The 19,744-nt window shown below is 35.3% G+C and carries 18 protein-coding genes; 4 read left to right on the forward strand and 14 right to left on the reverse strand.

The annotated features are described in order from the left end of the window. Positions 1–83 precede the first annotated feature (83 nt). Positions 84–203: a YfhE family protein gene (locus tag JFU20_RS12675; RefSeq protein ID WP_000358484.1), complete on the forward strand. Its 120-nt coding sequence runs from the start codon at positions 84–86 to the stop codon at positions 201–203. 524 nt (positions 204–727) lie between these two features. On the opposite strand, the gene JFU20_RS12680 is transcribed toward JFU20_RS12675, so the two are convergent. The 12 genes from JFU20_RS12680 to nagE all read right to left on the reverse strand — a co-directional run bounded on the left by JFU20_RS12680 (position 728) and on the right by nagE (position 14,946). After that, positions 728–1,894: a diglucosyl diacylglycerol synthase gene (locus JFU20_RS12680; protein ID WP_033715623.1), complete on the reverse strand. Its 1,167-nt coding sequence runs from the start codon at positions 1,892–1,894 to the stop codon at positions 728–730. Positions 1,895–2,305: 411 nt separating this feature from the next. Beyond that, positions 2,306–3,037 (reverse strand): pyruvate formate-lyase-activating protein, encoded by a 732-nt coding sequence (gene pflA, locus JFU20_RS12685; RefSeq protein ID WP_201038662.1) that lies wholly within the window; start codon positions 3,035–3,037, stop codon positions 2,306–2,308. Positions 3,038–3,106: 69 nt separating this feature from the next. Continuing rightward, positions 3,107–5,356 carry a formate C-acetyltransferase gene (gene pflB, locus JFU20_RS12690; RefSeq protein ID WP_201038663.1) on the reverse strand — a complete coding sequence of 750 codons (2,250 nt, stop codon included), beginning with the start codon at positions 5,354–5,356 and terminating at the stop codon, positions 3,107–3,109. Between the two features lie 152 nt (positions 5,357–5,508). Beyond that, positions 5,509–5,730 carry a hypothetical protein gene (locus tag JFU20_RS12695; protein ID WP_201038664.1) on the reverse strand — a complete coding sequence of 74 codons (222 nt, stop codon included), beginning with the start codon at positions 5,728–5,730 and terminating at the stop codon, positions 5,509–5,511. Next, the gene (locus JFU20_RS12700) at positions 5,699–7,243 is read right to left on the reverse strand and encodes a glycosyltransferase family 2 protein (RefSeq protein WP_002166984.1); all 1,545 of its coding nucleotides are present in this window, start codon (positions 7,241–7,243) and stop codon (positions 5,699–5,701) included. Before JFU20_RS12700 ends, JFU20_RS12695 begins: the two co-directional genes overlap by 32 nt. Further along, the gene (locus JFU20_RS12705) at positions 7,236–8,201 is read right to left on the reverse strand and encodes an NAD-dependent epimerase/dehydratase family protein (RefSeq protein ID WP_002166985.1); all 966 of its coding nucleotides are present in this window, start codon (positions 8,199–8,201) and stop codon (positions 7,236–7,238) included. The genes JFU20_RS12700 and JFU20_RS12705 overlap by 8 nt, the downstream gene beginning before the upstream one ends. Continuing rightward, positions 8,198–9,442 (reverse strand): nucleotide sugar dehydrogenase, encoded by a 1,245-nt coding sequence (locus JFU20_RS12710; protein ID WP_201038665.1) that lies wholly within the window; start codon positions 9,440–9,442, stop codon positions 8,198–8,200. Before JFU20_RS12710 ends, JFU20_RS12705 begins: the two co-directional genes overlap by 4 nt. Continuing rightward, positions 9,432–10,979, reverse strand: coding sequence for a glycosyltransferase family 2 protein (locus JFU20_RS12715; RefSeq protein ID WP_201039229.1), 1,548 nt, complete (start codon positions 10,977–10,979; stop codon positions 9,432–9,434). The genes JFU20_RS12710 and JFU20_RS12715 overlap by 11 nt, the downstream gene beginning before the upstream one ends. Before the next feature lie 13 nt (positions 10,980–10,992). Continuing rightward, positions 10,993–11,187, reverse strand: a complete 195-nt coding sequence (locus tag JFU20_RS12720; protein ID WP_002029614.1) for an LSm family protein — start codon at positions 11,185–11,187, stop codon at positions 10,993–10,995. Between the two features lie 16 nt (positions 11,188–11,203). After that, a complete protein-coding gene (locus JFU20_RS12725) occupies positions 11,204–11,605 on the reverse strand; it encodes a DUF2642 domain-containing protein (protein ID WP_201038666.1) in 402 nt (133 codons plus the stop codon). Positions 11,606–11,945: 340 nt separating this feature from the next. Further along, on the reverse strand, positions 11,946–13,190 hold the full coding sequence (locus tag JFU20_RS12730; protein WP_201038667.1) for a serine hydrolase domain-containing protein: 1,245 nt from the start codon (positions 13,188–13,190) through the stop codon (positions 11,946–11,948). A gap of 262 nt (positions 13,191–13,452) precedes the next feature. Then, positions 13,453–14,946, reverse strand: coding sequence for an N-acetylglucosamine-specific PTS transporter subunit IIBC (gene nagE / locus JFU20_RS12735; RefSeq protein WP_201038668.1), 1,494 nt, complete (start codon positions 14,944–14,946; stop codon positions 13,453–13,455). Between the two features lie 324 nt (positions 14,947–15,270). Here nagE and glsA point away from each other — a divergent pair, with 324 nt between their 5' ends. Beyond that, positions 15,271–16,200, forward strand: a complete 930-nt coding sequence (glsA, locus tag JFU20_RS12740) for a glutaminase A (protein WP_002151698.1) — start codon at positions 15,271–15,273, stop codon at positions 16,198–16,200. Positions 16,201–16,373: 173 nt separating this feature from the next. Continuing rightward, on the forward strand, positions 16,374–16,718 hold the full coding sequence (locus JFU20_RS12745; RefSeq protein ID WP_002125038.1) for a DUF3969 family protein: 345 nt from the start codon (positions 16,374–16,376) through the stop codon (positions 16,716–16,718). A gap of 163 nt (positions 16,719–16,881) precedes the next feature. On the opposite strand, the gene ytaF is transcribed toward JFU20_RS12745, so the two are convergent. Beyond that, positions 16,882–17,493 (reverse strand): sporulation membrane protein YtaF, encoded by a 612-nt coding sequence (gene ytaF / locus JFU20_RS12750; RefSeq protein ID WP_002091150.1) that lies wholly within the window; start codon positions 17,491–17,493, stop codon positions 16,882–16,884. 137 nt (positions 17,494–17,630) lie between these two features. Here ytaF and JFU20_RS12755 point away from each other — a divergent pair, with 137 nt between their 5' ends. Continuing rightward, positions 17,631–18,284: a helix-turn-helix domain-containing protein gene (locus JFU20_RS12755; RefSeq protein ID WP_201038669.1), complete on the forward strand. Its 654-nt coding sequence runs from the start codon at positions 17,631–17,633 to the stop codon at positions 18,282–18,284. A 97-nt stretch (positions 18,285–18,381) separates the two neighbouring features. On the opposite strand, the gene JFU20_RS12760 is transcribed toward JFU20_RS12755, so the two are convergent. Further along, positions 18,382–19,704 (reverse strand): acetylornithine deacetylase, encoded by a 1,323-nt coding sequence (locus JFU20_RS12760; protein ID WP_307838387.1) that lies wholly within the window; start codon positions 19,702–19,704, stop codon positions 18,382–18,384. Positions 19,705–19,744: the final 40 nt, after the last annotated feature.

Below are 19,744 nucleotides of genomic sequence, written 5' to 3' on the forward strand. Positions count from 1 at the left end.
CATTACTAGTTTGACATATATGTATATCACCCCATGTCTTTGGAAACGATAGATAGTGACTTTAGGACACGAGGTGATTTGTAATGGATAAAAAGAAACGTGATAAAGCAAAAAACACATTATCTAGTACACAAGAAGTTCTCTATCAGCGAGAATTTCGAAAAGCAGATCGTGCAGCGGGCTATCGCTCAAAAAGTATTTAAAGTGAAACTGAATAATTAGAAGGTTTCCCCCTAATTATTCAGTTTCATTACATAATATTTTCCAATTAATTAGCAAAAAAGGTTCCTTATTTATAAGGAACCTTTTTTGTGGACAACCTTATCCACAAAAACCGTAGAATTGTGCATAAATTACAAAAGTATTTTACGAATTCATTTATTTAAATGAATTCGTAACGTGAGAATTGTGGATAATTTTCTAAAAATTGTGGACTATGTGGATATAGTTGTTAATATTTCGACTTTACTGTCTAATAGAAGCGCAATCCTTTGTGGATAAAGTGAAACTTTAATCAGTGGGAGTTTTGTTTATCCCCACTGATTATTAGCCCTCACCAATCGGGCTTTTACGGGCAGTTGATCCCCACCTAACTTCTTTGCTTTCGCTGAATTTTGAGGTAGGGGTCTTACTGCCCACAAATAGCGGGATAAGTTAATAATTCACGCTTATTTTTTTTACAACAATAAAAAAAACCCTCTTTAAATGCTTAAAAGAGGGTTTCATATTAAGTAAAAGATTCGGCAAGAACTGGTGATTTAATAGGTATATGATTCGGCTCTGCATGATTTTCTGCCAAAATTGTATCCACAATATGACCAGCTGGCTCAGGACGATAAATACTTTTCATTGCTTCTTTCATCTGAAGAAGCTTCATATCATCTTGTAATAACGCCTCTGTTTTTGCAAAAACTTCACTATCATCACGAATTACAACTGCAGCCCCTTTTTTTTCAAAATACAACGCATTTTCATTCTCTTGTCCTGGGACAGGTTTATATAAAATGACAGGTACTTGTAATGCTGCTGCTTCGCTTAATGTAATACCACCTGGCTTCGTAATCATACAAGAAGTAACACGGAACAATTCATCAATGTTTTCAACATAACCAAATACTTTTAAAGCATCAGAACTTTGTTCCTGTAGTTCCATTAAATCCTGCTTTAAAGCTTCGTTTTTCCCACAAACGACAACTACTTGTAAGTTTGGTACTGACATAAATGACTGGCATAGCTCTTTTACACTCCCTAGCACACCATGAGCACCTGCTACAATTAGTAACATCTTTTTATCCTTACATAACTGATATTTATTATATATAATTGCTGGATTTATCTTTAGCTCAAAACTGCTACGAATCGGAATCCCTGTTTCAACAATTTGTTCTGCAGGTACACCGATATCAACCATCACTTTTTTCACATGATCGGTTGCTACAAAATAACGATCTACTTCTCGATGGATCCATATTTTATGCACGCAAAAATCCGTTAATACGTTATAAACAGGAATAGAAATACCTATTTGCTTTTTCAATTCTGGTACAGCGATGATTGGAAAGGTATTAATAACAATATCCGGTTTCTCCACCTGTAATAGCGTCTTCAAACGCTTTCTCCCAAAATTCGCATACCAAGATGCTATTTTTTTATCATAAATTTTCTCTACACCATAATAAAACAAACGATATAATTCTTTTCCTACCGTATAGCTTTTTAAATATAAAAATTTTGTAATATCGGTTATAACTGGATGTGATTCTCCAAACAAGTCGCATACAATTACATCTTCGATTCCTTTTTGGCGAAATGTTTGTTCTAATGTTTTTGCCACTTGCACATGACCGTTACCGTAATGTGCAGTTAATATTAAAACCTTGGGGTTTTTTATCAAACAAATCCACTCCTAGCTTTTTGTTTCTCCATATTGCATATACGACAATAGGAAAAACATTTTCCTTAAAAACTACATACTCGGATTCTAATACTTCCCTGTTAGCTATGTATCTGTCGTGGATATGCAAAGCATATAAGATTGACCCCTTAATCCTATCTGTGCTCATATCTTTACATTATACTTTCCTATAAGAGCTTTCGCAATAACTTACAAATGTTCTATATTCCATAATACTCACTCTTTTACTTCTTAATTCTTTTTACTATTTTGATTTCCCTTTACAATTATGTAAATTTCTCCGCTTATTCTTTACAAAAATATGGATATTCTCTTTTCAGTATACTCTTTTCTAAATATATACTCTAGATTTTATTATGAAGAAACAAAAAGCCTAACCAAATGTTTAGGTTAGACTGCTTGTAAAATATGTTTTGCATGTTCAACATTTTCTTCTGTCGGTGGATTCACATCCGCAAGTGGATACTTATGTCCAAGTGCCTCCCATTTATAAACACCGAGCTTATGATATGGCAGCACTTCCACTTTCTTAACATTAGATAGACTTTGAATAAAGTTTGATAATTTTTGCAAATCCTCTTCACCATCGGTAACACCGGGAACCAATACATGTCTTACCCAAATTGGTTTCTTTCTATCCGATAAATAACGAGCAAATTGTAAAATGTGTTCATTTGGTTTCCCTGTTAATTTACGATGTTTCTTTGAATCAATATGCTTCAAATCCAATAAAACTAAATCTGTATACTCCATTAAAATATCTAGCTTATTTTGGAATTCTGGTTCTTCAGAATAACAACCGCCAGAAGAATCGATTGTTGTATGGATACCAGCTTCTTTGCACTTTTTAAACAACTGGGTTAAGAAGTCTAGCTGTAATAGTGGCTCTCCACCGCTAACTGTTATACCGCCTCCAGAAGCTTCAATAAATGGAAGGTAACATGTCACATCCTGCATCACTTCTTCAACTGTTATTCCTTTACCTTTACCGATTTCCCATGTATCAGCATTATGACAATATTGACAACGTAATAAACACCCTTGTGTAAATATGACATAACGAATCCCTGGGCCATCAACAGTACCACAAGACTCTACAGAATGTATTCTTCCTTTTACCATGTTACTTCCTCCTTTATTGAAACAGCCTCCCTCCGCTATATATTAAAAGCGGAGGGACACTTTTTTCACTTACATGCTTTCATGCATTGTACGGTTTATTACATCAATTTGTTGTTCACGAGTTAATTTAATAAAGTTAACAGCGTAACCAGATACACGAATTGTTAATTGTGGATATTTTTCAGGATGCTCCATTGCATCCATTAATGTTTCACGGTTAAATACGTTAATATTTAAGTGGTGTCCTTCTTTTATTGCATATCCATCAAGCATAGATACTAAGTTGCGTACTTGTACATCATCTTCTTTACCAAGTGCTTTTGGAATAATAGAGAATGTATTTGAAATACCATCTTGTGCATCTTCATATGGTAATTTAGCTACAGATAATAATGATGCTAATGCACCTTTTGTATCACGGCCATGCATTGGGTTTGCGCCCGGTGCAAATGGTTCTCCAGTACGACGTCCATCTGGAGTGTTACCAGTTTTCTTACCGTATACAACGTTAGATGTGATTGTTAAGATTGACATTGTATGAACAGAATTACGGTATGTTTTATGTTTGCGAATCTTGTTCATAAATGTTTTCACAAGATTTACTGCGATTTCATCTACACGATCATCATTGTTACCATATTTAGGGAAATCTCCCTCAATTTCGAAATCAACTGCAATACCATTTTCATCACGAATTGGTTTTACTTGTGCATATTTAATTGCACTTAAAGAGTCTGCTACTACAGATAATCCAGCGATACCTGTTGCCATTGTACGAAGAACATTTGTATCATGAAGTGCCATTTCAATACGTTCATAGCTATATTTATCGTGCATATAGTGAATTACATTTAATGTATTTAAGTATAGACCAGCTAACCATTCCATTGTCATATCGAATTTACGCATAACTTCTTCATAATCTAATACTTCAGAAGTAATTGGTGCATATTCAGGACCAACTTGTGCTTTTGACTTTTCATCTTTACCACCGTTAACCGCATATAGTAATGCTTTCGCTAAGTTTGCACGTGCTCCGAAGAACTGCATTTGTTTACCGATTCTCATTGCTGATACACAACAAGCAATACCGTAGTCATCACCGTAGTCAGGACGCATAATGTCATCATTTTCGTATTGAATTGCTGATGTTTTAATAGACATTTTCGCACAGTAGTTTTTAAAGTTCTCTGGTAATTGTTTAGACCAAAGAACTGTTAAGTTTGGTTCTGGTGCTGGTCCTAAATTATCTAATGTATGCAAGAAACGGAATGAGTTTTTTGTTACTAACGGACGACCGTCTAACGCCATACCACCGATAGATTCAGTTACCCAAGTTGGATCTCCAGAGAATAGTTCATTATAATCAGGTGTTCTTGCAAATTTCACAAGACGTAATTTCATAATGAAATGGTCAACAATTTCTTGTGCTTTTTCTTCTGTTAAAGTACCATTTGCTAAATCTCTTTCAATGTAAACATCTAGGAATGTAGATGTACGTCCAAGGCTCATTGCTGCCCCGTTTTGCTCTTTAATTGCTGCAAGATAAGCAAAGTATAACCATTGGAAGGCCTCTTGTGCATTTGTAGCTGGCTTAGAAATATCGAATCCATGAGAAGCAGCCATCTGTTTTAACTCTTGAAGTGCACGCATTTGCTCAGATAATTCTTCGCGTAAACGCATTGTATCTTCGCTCATTACACCGCCAGTTAAATTATAATCAGCTTTTTTCGCTTCAATTAAATGATCTATACCATATAGCGCTACGCGGCGATAGTCACCGATAATACGTCCACGTCCATATGCATCTGGAAGACCAGTAATAACACCTGATTTACGAGCCGCTTTCATTTCTGGTGTGTATGCATCAAATACACCTTGATTATGAGTTTTACGCCAGTCTCTGAAAATCTTGCTAAGTTCTTTATCCATTTCATATCCATACGCTTCACAAGCTTGTTCCGCCATACGAATACCACCATATGGTTGTAAAGAACGTTTAAATGGTTTATCAGTTTGGAAACCGACCACTTTTTCAATCTCTTTATTTAAATATCCTGGTTCATGTGATGTAATAGAAGAAACAATTTTTGTATCCATATCAAGAACGCCACCGTTTTCACGTTCCTTTGTTGTTAAATCCATTACTTGATCCCAAAGTTTTTTCGTTGCTTCAGTTGCTTCCGCTAAGAAAGAGTCTTCTCCCTCGTAAACGTTTACATTATTTAAAATGAAATCGCGAACATCAATCTCTGCTTTCCATTTTTCACCTTTAAAGTTTTCCCACGCGTTTTTTACATTTTCTAATACTTGAGTCATCCTAATCTCCTCCATTTTTGATTAGTACAGGACTGCGTTTTTTTATATAACAGCTTACACACTTAGAATACTACTTTTTTTCGGAGGTGGACGAAATAGTTGTGACATGTTTGTGAAATGTTGAGCAAACTACTACATACATAGTGTTAACCTCATATAAAACTCTTTAGAATTAACCCTTTCTTTAATTGTATTTTTTTGGTATCCTTATATACGAGTCCTATTTTGTAATATAAGAACGATACCCATTGTAGAGCTGTAATACTCTTATCTCCTAATCTGTTATAGTTTTTATAACAGAGCAAAAAAGTGTACATACGTTGTACACTTTTTTTGTTACCACTATAAAACATCTCTTTTTCTATTTCCATCATAAAATCCACCACGACTGTTTGTTAATGCAATTAATTGCTCTAATCCTTCTATATGATCACCAATAATTCGAAGGACAGCTGGAGGATGACCTATTTTTGCGAAATGTTCACTGGGACGAATACGGTTCATCTTATCAACATCGACACGACTTACACAAGCGATTTCAAAACCTGAAAGTACAGCCTTCACTTGTGCTACACAAGGTGACAATAATGATTTATACCCTATTTCCTTCAAACAAGTACGACTAAACGCATTAGGTACAGCAATAAGAGAGCCTACTCCTAAATCTTTTCTATCACAAGCTAAATTTAATGCATATTTAAATGCTGTTACAAGATGAAGTGGTACTCTCAAATCTAAATAATGATTTAAATCATTTAATGCGACATCCGTTCCATCTGCAATAGCTTTTGCAAAGGGATATAGCTCACTAGCTGGAATAACAAAATCACCGTCTATAAATAAAACAATTTCTCCTTTTGCAAAATAAGTTCCAAGCGAACGCCCCACATCGTTTCCAAGTGCTTCTTTATACACAATTGTTGTTGCTCCCTTGTCTTTTGCAATTGTTGCCGTTTTATCGGACGAACCATTTACAACAACGATGATTTCAAAAGGTTCAATTTTGCGAAGCTCTTCTATAACGTTTCCAATTGTTTTCTCTTCATTTTGCACAGGAATAATTACCGATAATTGCTCTCCTTTATACAAATTAGATGTAACGCCCCATCCTTGATAAAAATCTTCAAAATTTAGAGTATGATAGACACTCTCTCTTTTCCTATTTCCATCATAATATCCTCCGCGCCCATCGCTGCCTAATATCCGCTCTGCTACAGCTTCTATATGATCACCTATCATTCGTTTTTCAGATTGAGAAAGATCCGTGCCATATGCAGCATGCTCGAATGGACGAAATTTATTTGGCGTAATAACGTCAATTGCACAATGACGACTAATTCTCCATTTACTTTGTGCTAGGCGTAGATGAGCCACAATAGGATTAACAAAACATTCGTCTCCAATACTTTGCACAACTTCCTTCGTCAGCGCATGAGGTACAGATAATAAAGAATCAATTTTTAATTCTTCACGCTCTAACATTGCATTTAATATTTGGCGCCATACTGTCACGGAGTGCGGTTTTTGTTTCTTTAAAAATAATGCGTCCAAATTATTTAAAACGATGTCCGCCTGATCATGTAAAATCGGATTAAGGAATAATTGTAATTTTGAAGTTTGAATAGCAAAATCTCCATCTACAAACAGTAATACATCACCTATCGCATGTTTTGCACCAACTGCGCGTCCAACGTCGTTACCAAGTGACTCTTTATGCTGGATTACTGTACATCCTAAGCTCTCAGCAATCGCTTCTGTACCATCATTACAACCATTTGCTACTACAATAATCTCTACTGGATTCAATGGTTTTACCGATTGAACCACATCTGAAATCGTATCCACTTCATTACATACGGGAATAATAACTGATAACGACTTAGCCATTGTTTTCTTCACGAAACCATTTAATAGTTTCTTTCAATCCTTGTTCCCATGTTACTTTCGCTTGAAACTGAACAAGTTCTCTTAATTTCGTTACGTCTGGTCTTCTATTTGGAATCTCTTCAAATCCATGTGGATATACTTTCTCAAATGGAACGTGCACAATTTTGGAAATAGACTTCGTTAATTTTTTTATATCTTCCGCTACTACCCTTATATTTTTTTCATTCTCAGAACCTATATTAATAATTTCACCATTTACCTTCTCATCCATTGCACGAATTGTTGCCTCGACCGCATCACTTACATACGTAAAGCAGCGTGTCTGCTTTCCATCTCCATACACGAGAATATCGTCACCTTGCAAAGCCGCACGAATAAATCGTGGAATTACTCCTGCGTACGGACCATCTTTCGCTCTTGGACCATAAATATTAAAATAACGAACAATCGTTACAGGTAAACCTTCTAATGCGTACCCTAAACATAATGTTTCCTCTAACGTTTTACAAATTGCATAACTCCAACGTATTTTGGAAGTTGCACCGTATAAACGATCTCCTTCTTCAGAGAATGGCGGCTCTCCCTTTCCATATACTTCAGAAGTAGATGCAAATACTACTTTCTTCTTCCCTTTTAACGCTGCTTGTAAAATATTTCTCGTTCCATCGAAATTTGTTTCAATAAGCTCTACACTTTTTTCCATTGTAGTTTTGACTCCCAAAATTGCAGCTAAATGAAACACCACATCATGTTGATTCACTAATTCATAAATTGAATTTTTATCTAAAACGCTTATTGGAATAACCCGGAGCTCTTTCATTAACTCATTATGATATTTATTTTTTCCTTTATAGAAGTTATCCACAATAGTAACTTCATAACCTCTTTTCACCAACTCTTCAGCTAAATGCGAACCAATAAATCCTGCTCCACCTGTAATTAAACATTTTTCACTCATACACTCACCTTCTTTACGATTCCACGTGTATCTATTAATCGCTCAATCCCTTTAAAAAGATTCCAATCGATACTAGAGTGATCCGTTACAATTAAAATACAATCTGCTTGTTTAATTCTTTGTTCATCTAATGGAACAGATTGATATAGTGTATCTCCAATTTTCGCTGTAGAAATATACGGATCATGATATTCTATCTTGTATCCTTCTTTTATTAATAATTGAATAATTGGCAACGCCGGTGATTCTCTCAAATCATTTACATCTTTCTTATATGCAATCCCTACTATTAAAACCGTTGCGGGTGATTGCACCACACCTTTTACTTTCCCAATTATTTTCGCTGGCATTTCTTCATTAATTACATGTGCTGCCTCAATTAATTGACTAATTGCTCCACTCTTTTTTATTCTCCATTGAAAATATAAAGGATCTACCGGAATACAGTGTCCTCCTATTCCTGGTCCTGGCCAATACGGAGTAAATCCAAACGGTTTTGTAGATGCCGCTTCAAGCACCTCATAAAAATTAATATTCAAACTTTCACAAAGTATATTTAACTCATTTACTAATGAAATATTAACTAAGCGCTGAATATTTTCAAATAGCTTACACATCTCGGCCACTTTCGGAGAGCTAACTGGAACGACTACATCAAATATAGTGCTATACAAATCCTGTACTTTTTGTTTACACTGCTCGGTTTGTCCACTAATAACTTTCGGAATAGTTTGGACTGAATACTGGCTATTCGCTGGATCAATTCGTTCTGGAGAATAGCCAATATAATAATCTTCTCCTACCTTTTTACCTGTTTGAGAAATAATCGGAATGATAACTTCCTCCAGTGTACCTGGATATGTGGAGCTTTCAAAAATGAAGGTTTGTCCTTCTTGAAGGTGTTGTTGTATATAATGGGAGGCTGAAACGAGTGCACTTAAATCGGGTTCTTTATTCTCATTAATTGGCGTTGGCACAGTCACAATAACATACTCACTATTTTGGAACTCCGCAACACCTTTATCTGGTGTATTTACTATTAATTTTCTCTCGTTCAATAAATTTTGTAATACGTTAGAAGAAACATCAGGAATATAACTTTCTCCTTTAATTATTGATTCTATCTTCCTAGTATCTTTATCTAATCCAAGTACAGCATGTCCTCTTTCTGCAAAAAGGACCGCTAAAGGAAGGCCAACATATCCTAATCCAATAATGGTTACTTTACTACTAGCATTCATCTATATTCTCTTCTTCCCTTCTCAATTGTAGTATTATATCTCTATCCCTTTCTCCGTCTGTAAAACTCCCGCGCCCATTCGTATGTTGTAATAAATAAGCAATCGCCTCAAGCTGATCACCGAAAATACGATCAAATGCAGGAATTCTTCCATTTACAAACCCATGTTGCTCTGGACGTACTCGATTTGTTTTTATAACATCTACAAATTCCACTGCTGTAATAGAGCATTCTTCTAAAATAGCTTTCATTTGAGCTAATGGTGGAATGATAAGGGAATCATATCCAATTTTTTCCATTACCTTTTTATGCATAGCATGTGGCACTGCCGTTAATGAGTTGTTCCATAAATCTGGTCGTTTCGCTACCAAATTCACGAAATATTTCCCCATACTAATTGGATCTGCCGGGTGAAACATATCTAACAAACATTGCAAATCATTTAACGCCACATCATTTCCGTCTTCAATAGCATGCAAAAATGGAATTAGCTTTTTTGCCGGAATAGCAAAATCACCATCAACAAATAAACAAATATCTGCCGTAGCATGCATAGCCCCTATCGCTCGAGCTACATTATGTCCAAGTGCCTTCGCGAATTCAACTACAATAACATTCTCTAGTTTTGCTTGTTTAATTGTCTCTACATCCGCTCCATTCGCAACAACTATAATTTCATCTACACCTGCTTTTTTCACTTCTTGTATGACAGATCTTATAGTCATTCTTTCTTCTGATACTGGTATAATCGCACTGTATTTCGCTTTTTCCTTTTGTAATAAAACTGGTTTATACTTCCCTATAAACTCTCTATCCCTGTTTCCCTCCGAAAAACCGCCGCGTTTACCATATGTTTCGATTACATATTGCAAAGCACGTAAATGATCACCCATAATACGACTAGTCGCTTTCGGATAAGGAGAACCAGGTGATGTACCCGTATGCACAGGACGAACCTTATTCGTGTGAATTACATCGACCGAAGCCATATCGGCAATATCTACTCCTCTAGACATCGCCATCGCTTGAAATAGTGCTGGATCTGCTAAGTTCCACCACCCAAGATTCTGAATAACTTCCCTACTCATCGCATGTGGAATTGCAATTAAAGAACCAACAACAAGCTCTTTTTTATTCAAATAACGATTCAACATACATTTTCCAACTGTTGTATAATGTGGTCTCATCTTTAAATACACAGACCATGTTAAATTATTCACAACGATTTGATGACCCTGCTGAATTCCTTTCACGAAACGTTGTAGTTCTTTACTCTCAATGACAATATCACCGTCTAAAAACAATATAATTTCACCTTGTGCTTCTTTAGCTCCAACTGCCCGTCCCACATCATTACCGAGGGGATTTCTATAGTAAATCACATGACAATTATGCTCTAATGCGATTTCCCTCGTTCCATCTGTCGATCCATTATCTACTACAATAATTTCATAAGGCTTCAACTTTTCCACTTCTATTAAAACTTGTGATAAAGTACTTGCTTCATTATGCGCTGGAATAACAACTGATATTCTCATACTTGTATCACTCTTACCCTTCCAAGCGAACATAAGCAATAATAGGAATACGCACAAGTACATCTTCAGGTGGTCCATAAGAAGGAGATGTACGAACGCTTACTGCTCCATCCGTCACTGATAAAAGAATGCCTGCAACAATTTCAACAGCTGTCACAACTTGCACTAATTCACCAACATGGTTACGCAATTCATCAGTAAATAACATATATAAGTCTCCTTTCTTACGCTTCTTTCATTGATATAATGCTTGTAAATGGTAATAAAACTTCTGTTCCTATCCCTTCTTGCAACGTTAAGAAATCGTCACCAACTGCTACAATAACACCTGCTAACTGTCCAACTGTCACAGTAATTTCTACGTTTTTACCTAAATACTGCTTTGCAATCTCTTTAAAAGGTGATGTATTGCATTCTTTTAAAATGTTACAAATAATAGATTGAAATTGACTTGATTCTATAAACTCTTCCGTAGCTTGCTTAGAATTTCTTTGAATAAATCTCGCGAAGTTTTGTGAAAATAAAAGTCGTTCCACAGCAGGCAGTAACTTATTATCTAAAAAATAATCTAATTGTCTATTAAACAATCTTGATAATTTTTTCCAATTCTTACCAAACAGACACATACACTTCTCCTCCTATTATTTTTAAAGTATAAAAATTTACATCCATACATCTTAATTTATACAAAGCAGGCTTTTTTTGTGATAGGTAAGGCATACATTTTCTAAAAGAAATAATTGTTTCAGAGCATAAAAAAAGATAGATGGTTTCCCATCTATCTTTATATATATTTTAATTTTTAATTGTAATAATGGCAGCTATACTGTAATACACAAAGTTCGTTTCGCATTGCGTGCATGATGCTTATGTATACTCATACCCCTCCCCCTTTCCATTTATTTCATTATCACACCGTACATATATTTCCTCAATACAAAAAAAACTATCCAAAAGGATAGCCTCTTACACTTCTATATTTCGTAATATTGTATAAATGTCGTTATTCACTTTACCAAATGATTTGATGTTGTTTTGAATGTTAGATAATAAAACGACATACACACTTCCGTTTTTACTAAATCCATTTAAGCAATTCCAACCTGGCATTACACCGTGATTTGAATAACTTCCTGGGTCTACATACCAACCAAATCCGTAATCCTTTTTCACGGCTGTAAACATTTGATCATAACTCTCTTTTGAAATTAACTTTCCAGAGAAGAGTGCTTCATTAAATAAATATAAATCATGTGCACTTGTATATATATCACCACAACCATATAGTTGTGACATACTTGGAATATTAGGTGTTGTCATATTGTTATTTACTATTTTATAACCTGTCGATGGAAACCTTGTTTGCTCTAACGCTTTACCGAAACCAGAATGTTTCATACCAGCTGTCGCAAAAATATGTTGTTTAATGTATTCTTCTAACGGTTGTCCACTTACCTTCTCAGCGATATAGGCAAGTATCGAATAGTTCGAATCGGAGTATTTCCATTTTTCTCCTGGACTCCCAACACGCTTTTGCTTTCCTATCCGTTTTATCAACTCTTCATGAGAGATATCTTCTGTTCCCTGCTCATATTCTGGAATCCCTGATGTATGTGTTAATAAATGTTTTAGCTGAATGCTATTACCTTGAGGAAAATCTGGAATATATTTTGCAACCGTGTCCTCTACTTGTAATTTATTTTGATCTTTTAATTGCATAATAGCAGTCGCTACAAATGCCTTTGAAATAGAGCCAATATAAAAGGTCGTTTCTGAATTATTCGGTACTTGCTTCTCTTTGTTCGCCATACCGTATCCTTTATTCAAAAGAACTTTTCCGTTCTTCACAATAACAGCTGTTCCACTAAATCCTGCGTTTTGTAAATATTGATCCAATTGAGCGTTTTCATTAATTTCTTGAGGCGGTCCTTCAGCAGGCTGCTCTATAGCTTGCGCTTGTTTCACTTGTTCTTCCTGCTCTTTTTGTTTTTGTGCTTCTTGCTTCTTTTTTTCTTCTTCTTTCTTTTTCAACTCTTCTTGCTTCTTCATTTCTGCTGCTGCTTTTAAAGTTTCCTCTTTTTTATTATGCGCAACAATTTTTGTATACATGAAATATACAAGTGACAGTAGTAGGGCTAGAATGATTGTTCTTTTTATGTATACAATTGACCGATTTGCTTTCCCATTAACAGTATTTTTTTCCTGATCCATGATTACCTTTTTCCCCTTATTTACCGATAATTTAATTCATCTACACAAGACTTATTTCAAATCATTTTCGCAGATTATGGACACTCCATTTTATGTCATCACTACTGTATCACGCACCGAACATATTACCAACCTATATGTTCAAAAAAGAAAAAGAAAATTTATAAAAGTAAGATTCCCTTTAAAAAATTAACAAAAAAAGAGGATATCCTGTAAAAGACTGTTGTTATCAATCTTTTTGGATATCCTCTTATCTAACTATTTACACGTGTTTTTTCATATCATCGGCAACAGATTCAACATTTGTACCTACGATAACTTGTACACTTGTGTTACTTAATTTCATAACACCTTTTGCACCGGCACGTTTTAATGCTGGTTCATTTACTAAACTTGCATCTTTCACTTGTAAGCGTAGACGAGTTGCACAGTTATCAATAACTGCTAAGTTTTCTTTTCCGCCTAAAGCAGCTACGTAAGTTTCACCAATTGAACCTGCAACTGGTGCATCACCCTCTTCAGCTAACTCATCTTCATCTTCACGACCAGGAGTTTTCAAGTCGAATTTCTTAATTAAGAAGTAGAATACTACAAAGTAAATTGCTGCGTAAATTAAACCGATTCCTGCTAGTAACACTGGTTTTGTTGCAATACCGAAGTTTAAAACGTAATCGATTGCACCGGCACTAAATGAGAAACCATCATGAATGCCAAGTGTTGTTGTAATGAATAAAGAAAGACCTGTTAATACTGCATGAATACCATATAGTACTGGAGATAAGAACATGAATGAGAATTCAATTGGTTCTGTAATACCAGTTAAGAATGAAGTTAATGCTAGGCCACCTAACATACCTGTAACCATTTTACGTTTTTCTGGTTTCGCAGCCGCAATCATTGCGAAACATGCTGCCGGTAAACCGAACATCATGATTGGGAAGAAACCAGTCATAAACATACCTGCTGATGGATCTTTTGCGAAGAAGCGTGCAATATCACCATGAACGATATCACCAGCTGCGTTTGTAAAGTCACCAAGTACAAACCAGAAGTATGTATTCATTACGTGGTGTAAACCGATTGGAATTAATAAACGGTTTAATAATCCGAATAAACCAGCACCAACTGAACCTAAGTTTACGATACCGTGTGCTACTGAATCAATACCACTTTGAATTGTTGGCCAAATTTGACCGAATACTAATCCTAAAAGAAGCATTACAATTGAAGTAATGATTGGTACGAAACGTTTTCCAGCAAAGAATCCTAACCATTCTGGTAGTTTAATCTTATGGAATTTGTTGTATAGTAATCCAGCAACAACCCCAGCAATAATACCACCGAGTATGGCCATATTTATTTTTGGCGTTAACGCCGCTGCTTTTGAAACTTTTGTCATTGTATCTGCTAATTTAGTTGGATCTGCTGAACCGACTAAATCTTGAACACTTTTTAATTTATCATTCAGCTCTGCTGCTGAATATGCCTTACTTAGAGCGTTCGTTGTATTTTGTAAAACAAGATATCCGATTGCCCCAGCAAGTCCTGCTGCTCCACTACCATCAATAGACAAACCTATTGCAACACCAATTGCAAAAATAAGTGCTAAATTATCAAAAATTGCTGCACCGGCCTGTGCCATAACAGGAATATTAAATACATCTTCTTGCCCTAAACGAAGCAATAATCCTGCTGCTGGTAGCACTGCGATTGGAAGCATTAACGCTTTACCAATACGTTGTAAAAACTGCAACATTTTAATTCCCCCTATCAAATTTATGAAATCGTTATCATTATAAGTACGCCTTAGAAAACGCTTTCTATTTACATAACCATAATAACATATAGTTGTATAGATGTGTAGTTTTTATTTCCGAACTTTTTATGGATAAATCTCCTATTTCCAAACTGTTATATAAAAGGAAAATTCTCCTTTTTTAACACGGAATAATCGAAACTGAAGACTCACTATAGAACATTCAACTTTCGTTTTATCATTCCACTTTTTCATGTTATTATTTATTTCCGAGCATATCGGGAAAAGTAAACTTAGTTAATTCGAAATAGGAGCGTTGGTACTATGCAGTGCATTGAAACAAACAACTTACAGCAGTTGTTAGAACAAGTAAAACCATATACGAAAAAAGGAAAACTTGCTACTTATATCCCCGAACTAGGAAATGCAAATCCAGATGATCTAGGGATTGCTATTTTTCATAAAGAAACAGAATATATCCATGCTGGTAACTCACAAACACTATTTACTCTTCAAAGTATTTCTAAAGTAATTACACTTGCCCTTGCCCTTTTAGACCGTGGTGAAGAATATGTATTTTCTAAAGTTGGAATGGAACCAACTGGTGACCCATTTAATTCTATTATTAAGCTTGAAACGACAAGTTCTTCCAAGCCTCTTAATCCAATGATTAATGCAGGTGCATTAGCTATTACAAGTATGCTAGCTGGTAATGATAACGAGGAGAAGATGGAACGCATTCTTCAATTTGTGCGTGATATAACAGACAATCCTACTATTAGTTATTCTTCTAAAGTTGCCACTTCTGAATTAGAAACAGCTTACTTAAACCGTTCACTTTGTTACTATATGAAACAAAATGGCATCATCGATAACGATATTGAAGAACTTATGGATTTATATACGCGTCAATGTGCAATTGAGGTTAACTGTATCGATCTAGCACGTATTGGTTTAATCTTTGCAATGGATGGATATGATCCTTATAAAAAGAAACAGATCATCCCTAAACATATTACGAAAATTTGTAAAACATTTATGGTTACTTGCGGGATGTATAATGAATCTGGTGAATTTGCAATTCGTGTTGGAATCCCTGCAAAAAGTGGTGTAGCGGGTGGCATTTTCGGCTGCGTAAAAGGCGAAATGGGAATCGGTATTTTCGGACCAGCTTTAGATGCAAACGGAAATAGTATCGCTGGTTTTAAAATTCTTGAATTACTTTCTGCCCAAGAAGGTTGGAGTATGTTTTAATTTAGAAGTTATCCTGCTATATTGGCAGGATTTTTTATTTCACAAAAAATCCGTTCTACTAGGCATCAACACAATTAAAAAAACAGTAATAAAAGTTCTCTTTATTATGCATATTTGCTCCCCCCTCCTGAATAATATAGTACAACCTAGCGCTGTATGTGGAGGTGTAAAAGATGAAACTCATATTTCAAATGGAGAAACAACCTGTTCTCGAAAAAACAATTCTTCTTTTCATATTGAGTATTGTAGAAAGTTTGAAACTAAAAGTTGTTTCACTCGATGAATCTCACCGATACATATTCAATTTAGAAGTGCTTGAACTATTAATGGATCGGAACATCGATGATCAAGTATTAGAACTTATTCATTTCGGAATGGGACTTGAAGACATTTACCATGTACTTCCCGAAGAACTTGAGCATAGTATTGAAGAACTGAAATGGCTTTGTATTCAAGTTTTAAGTGAGTACAGTATGCATGATGAAGAATGTGCACAACTAATTGAAGATATACGCTAAAAAGCACCTATACAGGTGCTTTTACTTTTTTAAACCTTTTTACACACAAAGATTTGGATAATACTTACAACCTTTCATTACCTTGAAAAGATTTCACGTCGATATATGCAATTTTTTAGTGTATTTCCAAGGAAATACTCGAATACTGTTTTCCCTATCCTTCTTACAACAATTGATCAATTCCAATAAGAATTAATAACACACCTGCAATTATAGTTGCCCATTTCCCTAAGTATTCAGCTAAAAATCTTTTACCAACATACGTAAAACCACTAATACAAATAAAACTAAAAACTCCAGAAATACATGCCGTAAGCCAAAGATTTAAATTTGTTACTCCAGCATCAAATCCACCTGCAATATTGTTTATGGACAATGCAACTCCTAAAACAATTGCTTCAGAAAAACTAATTGTTTTAGAACCATCAAAATCTGCTTTTTCTGGATCACGTAAAACCCCCATAAGTACACTACTATCTTTAGATTCTACGGTATCTTTTTGACTCAAGAAAGGCTGACATAAAATAAACACCCCGATTATTCCTAAAACGATTGCTCCAATAATGTTTGCTGTGAACTCTGAAATAAATAATGCGATCCAATTCCCAAAAAATCCAGCTAGTAAGGTAAATAAAAATCCAAAAAATGCGATGATAAAATTGTTAAGCCACGAAATTCGAATTTTACGAATGCCATATGCAATCCCAACACCTGCATTATCTAAATTAGACGCAATCCCGATTAAAAAAATTGAAAATAAACCTGCCGTACTCATCGTACAGTCACCCCTTTTCTCACTTTTCGTTGCATATTATGAAAATGTTGAGCAACTGTGCCTGTCTGTTTCATATACTTGTAATAAATGCTCAACATTTTTTCAACGATAGACAATAGAAAAGGAGTGCCTACATTATGCCCAATAAAAATCCAAATGAGCGGCTCGGTAAATTAATAAAGAAACTGTTAAAGGAGCGCGCTCTATCTATGCGCCAACTAGGAACACTTACAAATATTGATCCTGCAACAATTTCAAGAATAATTAATGGCAAACAACAACCGAAGCAAAACCATTTACAAAAATTCGCAAACTGTCTACAAGTTCCACCGCAATTATTACTTGATGAAATGTACCCTAACTCTCCACACATAAATAAGGAAAAAGCAGATATGTACACATCTCTCGATACAATTCAACAAACATTACAATCCTCTAACCTATTCGACTTCGAATACACAACAACTCGTGTAAAACAAGAACTTGAAAATTACGAGCGCTATGCTCAAACTACTGAAGGCGAAAAACGTATTCACGAGAGTTTCAAAAGTAAAATAGAACAAATTGATAGTGCTGGTCCTTTCATTGAGCAATTAACAAATATGTACCAACAATTTTGTACAGAAACCATTTCAACCGAAGAGCGTGCAATTATTGGGGGTGCCTTACTATATTTCATTTTATCAACAGACATTATCCCCGATTATCTTTTTCCAATCGGCTATTTAGATGATGCGATTGCCGTTGAATTAGCTAAAGAGAAATTAATTGAAATAAAACGAAAAACATAGAAAAATAAAGAACTATTTCAGTTGTTTATGTTCAACTCTGAAATAGTTCACTAAAAAAGCGTACAAGTACATACCTGTACAATTTCAATATACTAATCTATTTTTTTGTATGACACCATTCATATATGAACGCCGTTATTACTTTTGTAAATTCAATTAACTGCTCAACTTCAACTTTCTCATTTATTGAATGAGCTTCTTCTAATGTACCTGGTCCGTAAATAACAGCTGGAATGTTAAACTCACTAAACCATCCGCCATCAGTTACCGTTGCTGACATATTTAAAATTGCATTTTTAGATAAAATAGATTCATGTACTGAACTTAGCATTTTGACAGCAACATGTTCGCTATCTACTTCTAAAGAAGGAAAAATTTCGCCACGATCCACAATCATTGATTCTCCGCCCCACTTAAATTGTGGTGGGTTCTCTCTTAACCATAGATCTGCTGCTGCCACTTTTCCTAAATACTCTTCTATTTCTTCTATTATTTGTTCATGCGTTTCATTTGGATAAAAATGTACGGTTATCCACAATCGGCACTCATCCGCAATAAATGCCGCATGACGTCCTCCTTCAATAACAGCTGGATTAATTGTTGTTGTTCCAGATGGATAGCCTTCATATGTTTTCATGACTGCCCAATGACGCTCTAATTCTTGTAAGCTTTGGACAATCTTCATCATTTTCTCAATCGCACTCGCTCCAAATAGACGTCCTCCAGCATGGATCATTTGTCTACGTGTTGCATCATGAAACGTTTGCGGGCTTTTCACTGTAATCCATCCAGTAATTACGCCGCCCTGCCCTTGCATATGTAAATTACTTGTATCAACTACTACTGCAAAATCAGCATCATAACCACGCTTACAACATTGAAGTGTCCCTGCTTCTCCTACTTCTTCGCCAATTACCGATTGAAAAATTAAATCTCCAGGTAATTCAATCCCCACTTCTTCTAAAAGCTGAATAGCAAATAAGGCTCCAGCTAGTCCACCTTTCATATCTGCCGCGCCTCTCCCAACTAACCAACCATCTTTTATAAACGGCTCAAACGGCTTTGTTTCCCACGGTTCGTCCTTTGATACTTCTGCAACATCTATATGTCCATTAATAATGAGACTTTTATGTGACTCACTTGCTGTCCCTTTTTTCACTCCAACAACATTCGGATCATTTGGATATACATCCCACTTATCAATACTAAAATTTCGTTTTTTTAGAAACTCTGCAACAAATTCTTGCGCCTCATTTGTATTTCTTGCTGGTGGTGCTGGTGTTTCAAAACGAATTAAAGTTTTTGTAAGTTCTAGTAGCTCCTCTTTTCGTAAATCAATCTGTTCTAATAGCTGTGAAACTTCTTGATTCATTGCTAATTCCCCTTTGCATACGTAGTATGTTTCCAAATTTATTTTCACAAAAAAAGAGACTGTTTACAATCTTACAGTCTCCAAATTA

Source organism: Bacillus sp. TH30, from assembly GCF_016650875.1.
Taxonomy (GTDB): domain Bacteria; phylum Bacillota; class Bacilli; order Bacillales; family Bacillaceae_G; genus Bacillus_A; species Bacillus_A mycoides.